We start from the raw sequence: 8,813 nt of genomic DNA, 5'->3' as shown, positions 1-8,813 counted from the left end.
CCGCACCTGTCGCCCACGCCCGGGCGCGCGAAGCCCTGGCGCTGGACCAAGACGACGACGCCGCCATGTTTGCGCGCGAGTGCGGGGTCATCTCGCTGTCGTTGCTCGGCGCGGCGGCGCGCGCCTGCATGGACGGGCCGGTCAGCGCCAACGCGTCAGCCGGGCGCCCCCGCGCCGTCGAGCTGCACGCACGCGTGCTGGCCGAGCTCCGCGAGTTGCTCACCGACGCCCGCGCCGACGTTCGGTTTCAGGCCGCCCCCGCGCTGGTCGAGGTGGGAGCTGAAGCCGTCGAGCCCGATCTGATCGAGGCCCTCTCACGCGAGACCCACGAGCAGGTCCGCGCCAACTTGATCGCCGCGATCTCGCTGCTCGATCCACCCAGCGCCGCCGCCTGTGACGTGCTCGCTTCCGTGCTTGGCACCGACGAGGGCAAGGGGCAGATCGGCTGGGAGGCGGCGATGGCCCTGACCGCCGCCCGGCGACCCGAAGGTGCCCCCCGCTTGATCGAGGGCCTGCGCCGCCGCGAGACCCGTGACCGCGCGCTCGAGGCGATCGCGGTGCTCGGCGGCGACGCACCAGCCGAAGCAATCACGGCCGTGCGGCGCTACTCGACCGGCTTCATGGTCCCGGTCTTCACGCGCGTGCGAGCCGCGTACGCGCTCGCCCGCATCGATCCGGAGCGCGGCCTCGGCCTGCTCAATCGCCTCGCTAGGCACCCGCGTCCGGCCGTCCGCGAGGCCGTCGCCGAGGCCCGCGCGGCGCTCGAACAGCTCGCCGATCCCGAGCCGACCCAAGGCGACGCGTACCGTCGTGATTGACGTCGATGACGCGCACGGATGGTTGTCTTCGGCTCGGCCAAGGGCCTCTCGCCCGCTTGCGGACGCATGCCGACGCATGCGGAGACTGTGGGCAGCGAGCACTGTAATCAATACACTGATACGGTATAATGTCCTTTGGGACACCCCGATGTGCTTGTTCTCCACCGTGGTTGCACGCTGCGCCCCCGCGCCCACCCTTGGGCATCCAATCGATACACCCTGTCCAGAAGACCAATATAGACGCGAAACCGATCAGTCTGCATACATCCACCGATAGCGTGCACATTGCCTGAACGGACCGCTACACGCGTGTTTCCGTCAGGTCAGCCAAAAATCCGCTGACAGTGAACGTAGTGTAAAACAACCACAGAATCGCGCTTGTCATCGCCGGTTTGAAAGGTAAGGGTCATTGCGTGGCGCTCGACTCCTTCAAGTTTCACCTGCGGCGCGGCCACCTGCGCCTGCGGTTCTCAGATGGTCACGGGCGTGACCTCGAGGGCCGCGCGGTGATGCCGATGGTCGCGTTCGCGTCCGACCTGGTCGCCGAGGTTGTCCGACGCAAGCGCGGCCAGCTGCGCGGTTTGAGCGTGGATCTCGGCCGCGGAATCCTCAGCGCCACGGTCGACGGTCAAGCTGGCACAGAGGTCGTGCGCATCGATGGCCCAGACTTCGAGTCCACGGTGCGCCCAAGCTCGGGCCCCCTCATCGAGTGGGCCGAGTACCACTTCGACGGGGCGGCCTGCGAGCGGCTCTGAGTTCGCCCGATTGGGGCCGGACGAGTGCCCTTTCCCTACTGCCCTTCCCTACTGCCCAAGGCGCAGCTCGCCGGATGCCTCGGCCCCGCCGTTGCCGCTGCTCGCCGAGCCCTTGGCCGCAGCGTTCTTGCTGCGCCGCTCATCGCGAGCCGCGGAATCGTAGGGATCGAAGTCGGGCGGGGTCTCGCCAGCGGCGACCAGCTCGACGTGATCGCCGGCCACGATCTCGCGCACGGACTCCGTGACCACCGTCAGCGCGCTGTCGCCCTCGATCTGGAGCACCAGCAAGCTCGCGAAGATCCGCCGCGGGTGGCCCTTCTCATAGGGCTGGTGCAGGCGATGGTCGGGCGTGTACGCGTCGCCCTTTTGAACGACCTCGAGGGTGTTGCCGCGACGTACGCCGTCGGCTGCCCCGATGTTGATGATCACGAACTGCGTCTCGCCGCTGATCGTGTGCTCGCGGATGGTCTCGACCACGAGCCCGTTGATCGTGACCTCGTTGGCGCTGGGAGACACCCGCGCGAACCGGGTCTTGAGCTCGCCCACTCGCTGGCCCCGCTCGACGGGGCGGACCGAGTCGACGATCTCGGTCTCGGCCGACTTCTCGGCGACGCTCTGGACGTAGACCTCGCCAACGACCTCGACGAGCCAGCCGATCCGCTTGCCCTGCTTGAGCTTTTGCTTCTTGCCCTTGACCTTGATGTCGTAGACCGGGGTCTTCTTCCGGTACACGCTCAAGCGCTCGCCGGGGATCGGCGGGTTCTCGGGCTTGTAGCTGATATAGGCGGTGTCGAGCGTGCCCATCATGATGCCCGGCTCCGCGCCGCCGAGGATCTCCATGGACTTGTCGATCTCTTCTTCGTCGATGAACGCGTAGCGCTCGAGCAGGTAGCTCTGGCTGCCGCTCTTGCTTGGATCGTAGGACTGCGCGTAGCCCAGCCCGCCCTCGTCGCCGGTCGCCGACTCGTAGGGATCCGTCAGCCGAATGCGATCACCGGGGAAGATCCAGTGGGCGTTGGTGATGTGCGGGTTGTACGACCAGATCTTCGGCCACAGGTACATGTCGCCGTAGTAGTACGCGCAGATCTCTGACAGCGTGTCGCCCTCTTCGACGACGTGGTAGTCGGGCGTGCCTTCGCTCCAGTCGTCGTTGGCGTACAACCCCGCGTCGATGATGTCGTAGCCGACCCGCTCGCCGGCCCCGGTCGCGCCGTAGGTTTGATCGGGGGTCTGGCTGCGGGTCCGATCGAGCAAGCCTGGATCGGCGGTGGTCGAGGCGTCGTACTCACCTTGGGGCGGCGGCGAGAACCCGCCAATGCCGACGCTGACAGTGCCGCGGGTGGCTGCGGGGTTGTCTGCTGCTGGCGGACCAGCAAACGCAGGGCCAACCAGCGGGAGCTGGGCAGCGGCGAACAGCAGGACCAAACCGGGGAGAGTCGAGCTTGTCGAGAGGCGCATGGGGCTCCGAACTTCAGTCGCCGAGGTCGGCGAGCTTGCGCTTGGCGATCTTGCTGGCCTCCGCGCGTGGGTATGCGGCGACGAGCTGGGTGAGGACATCGCGGGCGTTGGCGGCGTCGCCGAGGCGGCCGTAGCAGAGCCCGATCTTGAGCAGCGCGTCTGGGGCCTTGTTGCCGCCGCCGTAGCGCTCGACGACCGTGGTGAAAGCCGCGAGCGCGTCGGCGTAGTGGGCCTGATCGTAGGCGGCCTCACCTTGCCAGTAGAGCGCGTTGTCAGCGTAGTCGTGGTTGGGATGGGCGCTAACGATCGCGGCGAAGGCCTGCTCGGCGTCGGCGTAGCGCCCGTCCTTGTAGATGGCCATCGCGGACTTGTAGTCCTTGGCCACGCCCGAGTCGCGATCGCTCGGGCCCGAGCTGACCGAAGCCTTGCGCTGGGTGGCCTGAACCAGCTTGCTGCCGACCAAGCGATAGCTGGCTGGCTCGCCGGTGCCGTCGTCGGACGGCGCGCCCATGTAGTCATCCCCGTCGTCGTCGCCTCCGCGGGCATCGACGACGTAGCTGCTGCCGTGCTGTTCGGGCGCGCCGCTGTTGGGCAGCGGCGACAAGCTGATCGAGTTGCTGGCGCGCCCAGGGTGGCCCGCCGGCTTGCTGGTTGGCTGGGTCGCGTGGGTGGCCTGCGCGGATCGGCGCTCGTTGGGCGTGAGCTTGACGACCGGCAGCTCGCGAGGGCCGTCGTACTCTGGCTCCCCCCACGCGCTGTCGTCGGGACCTGGCGCGGCCCCGTAGCTGTCGTAGCCGGTCGAGCCCAGGCTGGTGCTCCCCCAATTCTTGCCGCCGCCGTTCTCGAGCAGGCGCACCCGCTCTTCGAGCCCTTGGACGCGGTTGCGCAGGGCCGCGTTCTCGCGCCGTAGAAGATCGACGCCGGCCTCGCTCTGGGCAACTTCGGGGGTCGCGGTCTGGGGCTTGGAGTTGGCACAGCCAACGGCGAGCAGCGGCAGCGCGACGCCGATCAACGCAGCGCGAGCGCGTGAGAGAGAAGGTCGTCGTTGCTGAACCGGCATGCAGTACCTTGGCGGGCGAGCCCACGTTGCGGTGCCATGCCCAAGCGGCAGTCGGCACCAGCGTGGGATCAGGCTAGCAAGCGCGCGGCCATGCGAGAAAAAACCCACGAAGCTTGGCCATTGCAGGTGCATCGACGTCGATGTCCCCGGCCGCGTGAAGGCTTCGTGCGGGCGTGCGGGCCCGCGGGCACGGCGTCATCTCCGCGATCCGGTTGTCAGGCGCCCAGCGCCGCCCGCCGAAACGGCGCGCCGCTCGAGCCCCGCGCCAGCGCCCGCCGATGCGCTCGCAGCTGGCGATTGAGGCTGTTCCAGCGGCGGATGTCGGCCTGGACGCCCAGGTCGTCCTGGACCGCCCGCTCGGCGCTGAGGCGGCGATGCGCGGCCATGCCCTCCCCCACCCGCATCCCCAGGTTGTCGCCACCCACCAGCAGGCAGACGGTGAGCGCCGTGAGCATCAAGCCCCCGACCACGGGCATATGGACCCCAGCGGCGAGCCAACAAAACCCCGCACCGACCGCCGCGCTGATCCCAGCTGCGATCCGACGCGAACGCCGAACGGCTCGCTCGCCCGAGGCCTCGGCGACCGCCAGACGGTTGGAGCGGGCGCTGGCAACCGCGCGGATCAGCACGGTCCCGCGCCGATCATTGCGCGACTCTTCGTCCCAATCACAACACAGCTCGACGCACCCCTCGAAGTCGCCGCGCCGAACGTACAGGCGAACCATGGCCTCGCTGCAGGTCTCGGTTCGGATCTGATAGCCCAGGCGACGCGGAAACGAGCGCCCCCAGGCGCCCGCGACCTCACCGACGAGAGACTTGAATTCGTGGGCGATCTGGGCCCGCATGCATCCCGTGCGCGCCACCGCCCAAGCGACCTCGCGCGCACCATCCATACGGGTCAACGTAGGCTGGTTCGGGCGCGTCGTCCACTTGGAGTTTCGCAGGTGAGGCCATCGCCCGGCGCCATACACGCAGGCCGACTCCAATTGTGTGCACCATTCGAGGTCTGTACCTTCGCAGTGTTGCCCCAGCCCCGTCTCGATCTCGACACTCCCACCGCGAGGGCTCTGGCCCGGGAGGCGGTTGGCTGGCAGCGCTGGATGCTGCTGCTCGGCGACGGGCCGCTGCGCGAGATCGCCGACCGATCGGCCTGGCCAGCTGAACGGCTCGACCGCGCGTGGCGTGGCGCCGTGCGAGAGATCGCCGCCCGCGTCTTGTTTGCGGGTGTTCGCGAACAATTGCTCGACGGCAACGACCGCGCCGACGCGCTTCACGTCGAGCTCGATCGTGGACCGCTGCTGCTCCCGCTCCGACGCCGAGGTCCGTTTGGGCTGCACTGGGCCGAGCTCTCCGGCGAGCTCGATCCTCGCGTCGACGATCCGCTCGACTTGATCGAGCAGCTCGGTGCGCGAGCAGGTCTGGACCCGGCGGCCCGCGCCCGCGTGGGCAGGGAGCTGCTCGATTCGGTCGTCAACCTGGCCCAGGCCCGGATCGCGGACGAACTCAGACAGCAGGTCGCCCGCGCGCGGGTCCAGCATCCCGAGCGGTATCCGGCCGATCCCCGCTTCGAAGACCCGGAGCACTTCGTGACCGACGGCCACCCGTGGCATCCCATGACGCGCACGCGCCTGGGCCTGAGTCGCGCGGCGGTGGTTCGTCACGCCCCCGAGCAATTGGCCAGCACGTGGGTGGGCTGCGTCGACATCGACGCCGAGCTCGTGCGGGTCGCGGGCGACTGGGTCGACGAAGCCACCCGCTGGTTTGGAGCCGCGCCGCGAGGGTTCGTGCGGGTCCCGATCCACCCTGCGTCCCCACCCAACCTGCGCCAACTGTTTGGGCCGCTGTTCGAGCGCGGCGCGATCCGTGCGGTCGTGCGGCCCCCGGTGCCGTGTCGATCGTTGCTGAGCCTGCGCACGGTCGCGCTCGCGCCGACCCGTCAGCTCAAGCTGGCCTGCCCGGTGCACACAACCTCGACGCGACGCCAGGTCTCGCCGATGAGCGTTCACAACGGGCCGCAGCTGTCGCGCTTGATCGCCGACATCCAGCGACGTGATCCGCAGACGGCGGCGCTGCGGCTGTTGCCAGAGCCCGCGGCTGCTGGGCTCGAGCCCGATCGCGTTGGCCCCAAGGCGGGCGAGCTCGGCGCGATCCTCCGCGTGCTCCCGCCGCTGGACCCAAGTGAACACGGGTGGGTGTGCGCAGCGATCGGCGAGCGGTGGCCCGGAACCGAAGAGCTGGTGCTCGAGCGGGCGTGCGCAGGCTACCCCGGCGGTCGCGTCGAGCGGGTCACGGCGCTGGTCGACGCGTGGATCAGCAAGCTGGTCCCGCCCGCGCTTCGGCTGTTCTCGCTCTATGGGATCGCGCTCGAGCTCCACGCACAGAACACCCTGGCCCACGTGAAGGACGGGCGACTCGTGGGGATCTGGGTGCGTGACCTGGGCGGCGTTCGGATCCACACCCCGCGCTTGGACGAGCTGAAGGCGCTCGCGGCCCCAAGCTTCGCGGCCCGGTCGTTCATCCTCACGACTGATCTCGACGAGGTCCGCGGCAAGCTCGAGCACACCTTGTTTCACGCCCACCTGACCTGGCTGTTTGCGACCGCGGGCCGGCTTGGCGTCGACGAGCTCGCGTGTTGGGCCAAGCTCCGCCGCTGCCTGGCAGACTGCTACGCGCGCTGGGGATCGGAGCTGGGGATGAGCGAGCCGCGGCGGCGCCGGCTGGCGGCTGATCTTCAGGCGCTGACCCGGCCGCAGGTGCGGGCCAAGGCGCTGCTGTCCATGCGGCTGTTCGAGCGCAGCTCGGACTACGACTACACGCGCGTCGACAACATCGTGGCCGGCGTGGAACAGGCGTATTGACTCGCGCCCTCGCATCGCCGAACAACTCGGGATGCCAGCTCGGCAACGCGAGCGAGCGCGGCGTCGCCGGGAACGAGCGCGAGCGGTGGCGAGCGCCACGTTCGGCGCGCTGCTCCTCGCTGGCAGCGTTGGCGGACTGGCCTGGGTTGGCGCGGAGCAGGGCGCGGCGAGCGAGGCGAGCGCGCGCGGACCGAGCTCTCGCGCGCAGGCGCTGAGCGCCACGGACATCGCCGCGCTCGAGCCGATCGTCATCGCGCTCCCGCAGCTGCCCCGCAAATTCGACCCGCTCGACGACATGGAGCCGTGGGCCGAACGCATCGCCGACGATCTGATCTTCGAGGGCCTGGTCCGCCGCACCCACGATCGCTACCCGTGGGTCGAACCGGCGATCGCCGATCGCTGCGAGGCCGACCGCGACCACGCCGTGCTGACGATCAGCTGCCACATCCCCAGGGGGATCCGGTTCCACGACGGCAGCGAGCTGGGCATGGAGGACGTCGTGTACTCGCTGCGCTATTGGTTGTTCGAGCAGCGCAGCGGGGCGCTCGAGCGCCACGGCCTGGTCAACTACGAGCGGGTCGAGATCGTCGATGGTCCAGCTGAGGGGCGCGACCGCGGGCGGTGGGTCAAGCTTCGGTTTCGCAAGCCAGAGGCGCTCGCGCTCGAGGCGATCAGCACGATCAAGATCGTGCCCGTCGCGGCTCACAGCGGTCGCGCGTCTCGGTTCACCCAAGCGCCGATCGGCACCGGCCCCATGCGCCTGACCACGCTCGAGACCGATCGCATCGTGCTCGAGCGCTTCGACGACTACCGCGCGCCGCAGCGGCAGGCACCCACGCGCAAGCTCGTGTTTCGGGCGATCAACGACGGCGCCGCCGCGCTGACTGCCCTGCGCCGAGGCGAGATCCACCTGCTCGCGGAGCTCGCCCCCCACCATGTGCCCGTCGAGCTCGGCAAGCCCGGCATGTCGGCGCGTCTGTACGCGTGGCTGGTCAGCCCGGCCAGCTACGACGTGTTGCTGTGGAACTTGGGCAAGGGCCTGTCGGCGAACCCAAGCGTGCGGGCGGCCCTGCACGACGCCCTGCCCCACGCCGCGATCGCCCGGCAGATCTATCGCGCGCCGGGTCTGCCCGCGCAGGCGCCAGTCGATCTTCACGACCCGACGCCGATCGACCTCGAGCTGCTCGCTGGGATCCGGGCCGGCCAGCCGCCGCCCGCCACCTTGTTGACGATGCCTACCCTCGACGCGGATCGACGCGGATCCGAGCGCGCCGCCGCGGCCCTCGACGCGCTCGGGTACCGGGCCAACGCCAAGGGCATGCGACGGGGCAGCGGCGGTCCCCTGCGGGTGCTGCTGGCCTGGGATGGACACGAGGGACGCGCGAGCTCGATCGGCACCGCGATCCGCCGGGCTTGGCAGCTGGTCGGGGTCAGCTCGCCCGACGCGTCGACCTCGTGGCGGTATCTGCTGTCGATCTTGGACCGCGGCGACTTCCGCGTGGCCATGCTGCACTTCAGCGGCCACAGCGACGAGGATCTCTTTCACATGTTTCACTCGCGCGGGGCCCTCAACCTCGCTCGCGTCGCCGACGAACAGCTCGACGCCGCGCTCGACGAGTACCGCGCCGCGCCAGATCGACCCGCCCGCGACCTCGCCAAGCAGCGCGTCGCGGCGCGGCTCGCCGAGCTGCGCGTGGTCTCGGTGTTGTACGCACCGGCGCACGTGATGCTGAGCTCGCGTCGGTTGACGGAGATGGAATTCGTCGACGACCTGCCGCGACTCGACACCCTGGCGTTGAGCGGCGGGGCGCTCGAGTGGGGCACCAACAACGGGGGGTTCTGCGCGACCTGTCAGTAGCCGGTG

General features: G+C 69.5%; 7 protein-coding genes. 4 read left to right on the top strand and 3 right to left on the bottom strand.

Annotation, left to right across the window (positions count from 1 at the left end):
• Nucleotides 1-818, top strand: an 818-nt coding sequence (locus DB30_RS34595) for a HEAT repeat domain-containing protein (protein WP_146661946.1), incomplete at its 5' end; no start/stop codon positions are given.
• Between the two features lie 413 nt (nt 819-1,231).
• On the top strand, nt 1,232-1,573 hold the full coding sequence (locus DB30_RS34590) for a hypothetical protein (protein ID WP_052557249.1): 342 nt from the start codon (nt 1,232-1,234) through the stop codon (nt 1,571-1,573).
• Nucleotides 1,574-1,621: 48 nt separating this feature from the next.
• Here DB30_RS34590 and DB30_RS34585 read toward each other — a convergent pair whose 3' ends face one another.
• The 3 genes from DB30_RS34585 to DB30_RS34575 form a co-directional block, all read right to left on the bottom strand.
• Entirely contained in the window at nt 1,622-3,031 is a 1,410-nt protein-coding gene (locus tag DB30_RS34585; RefSeq protein ID WP_165704083.1) for a LysM peptidoglycan-binding domain-containing protein, read from the bottom strand.
• Between the two features lie 13 nt (nt 3,032-3,044).
• Complete coding sequence (gene ybgF, locus DB30_RS34580; RefSeq protein WP_052557244.1) at nt 3,045-4,043, bottom strand: tol-pal system protein YbgF; 999 nt, start codon at nt 4,041-4,043, stop codon at nt 3,045-3,047.
• A 263-nt stretch (nt 4,044-4,306) separates the two neighbouring features.
• A complete protein-coding gene (locus DB30_RS34575; RefSeq protein ID WP_052557242.1) occupies nt 4,307-4,984 on the bottom strand; it encodes a hypothetical protein in 678 nt (225 codons plus the stop codon).
• Nucleotides 4,985-5,113: 129 nt separating this feature from the next.
• Here DB30_RS34575 and DB30_RS34570 point away from each other — a divergent pair, with 129 nt between their 5' ends.
• Both DB30_RS34570 and DB30_RS34565 read left to right on the top strand, forming a co-directional pair.
• Entirely contained in the window at nt 5,114-6,949 is a 1,836-nt protein-coding gene (locus tag DB30_RS34570) for an IucA/IucC family protein (RefSeq protein ID WP_165704082.1), read from the top strand.
• A gap of 85 nt (nt 6,950-7,034) precedes the next feature.
• The gene (locus DB30_RS34565) at nt 7,035-8,807 is read left to right on the top strand and encodes an ABC transporter substrate-binding protein (protein ID WP_052557238.1); all 1,773 of its coding nucleotides are present in this window, start codon (nt 7,035-7,037) and stop codon (nt 8,805-8,807) included.
• Nucleotides 8,808-8,813 lie beyond the last annotated feature (6 nt).

The sequence above is a fragment of the Enhygromyxa salina genome, assembly GCF_000737335.2.
GTDB lineage: Bacteria > Myxococcota_A > Polyangia > Nannocystales > Nannocystaceae > Plesiocystis > Plesiocystis salina_C.
The sequence above is the reverse complement of the archived record's forward strand: the minus strand, read 5'-3'. Positions and strand labels throughout refer to the sequence as shown.

What these genes read in the sequence shown, in the direction of transcription:
- DB30_RS34585 (WP_165704083.1), bottom strand. Translation starts at nt 3,031, where the DNA reads ATGCGCCTCTCGACAAGCTCGACTCTCCCCGGTTTGGTCCTGCTGTTC.
- DB30_RS34575 (WP_052557242.1), bottom strand. Translation starts at nt 4,984, where the DNA reads ATGGATGGTGCGCGCGAGGTCGCTTGGGCGGTGGCGCGCACGGGATGC.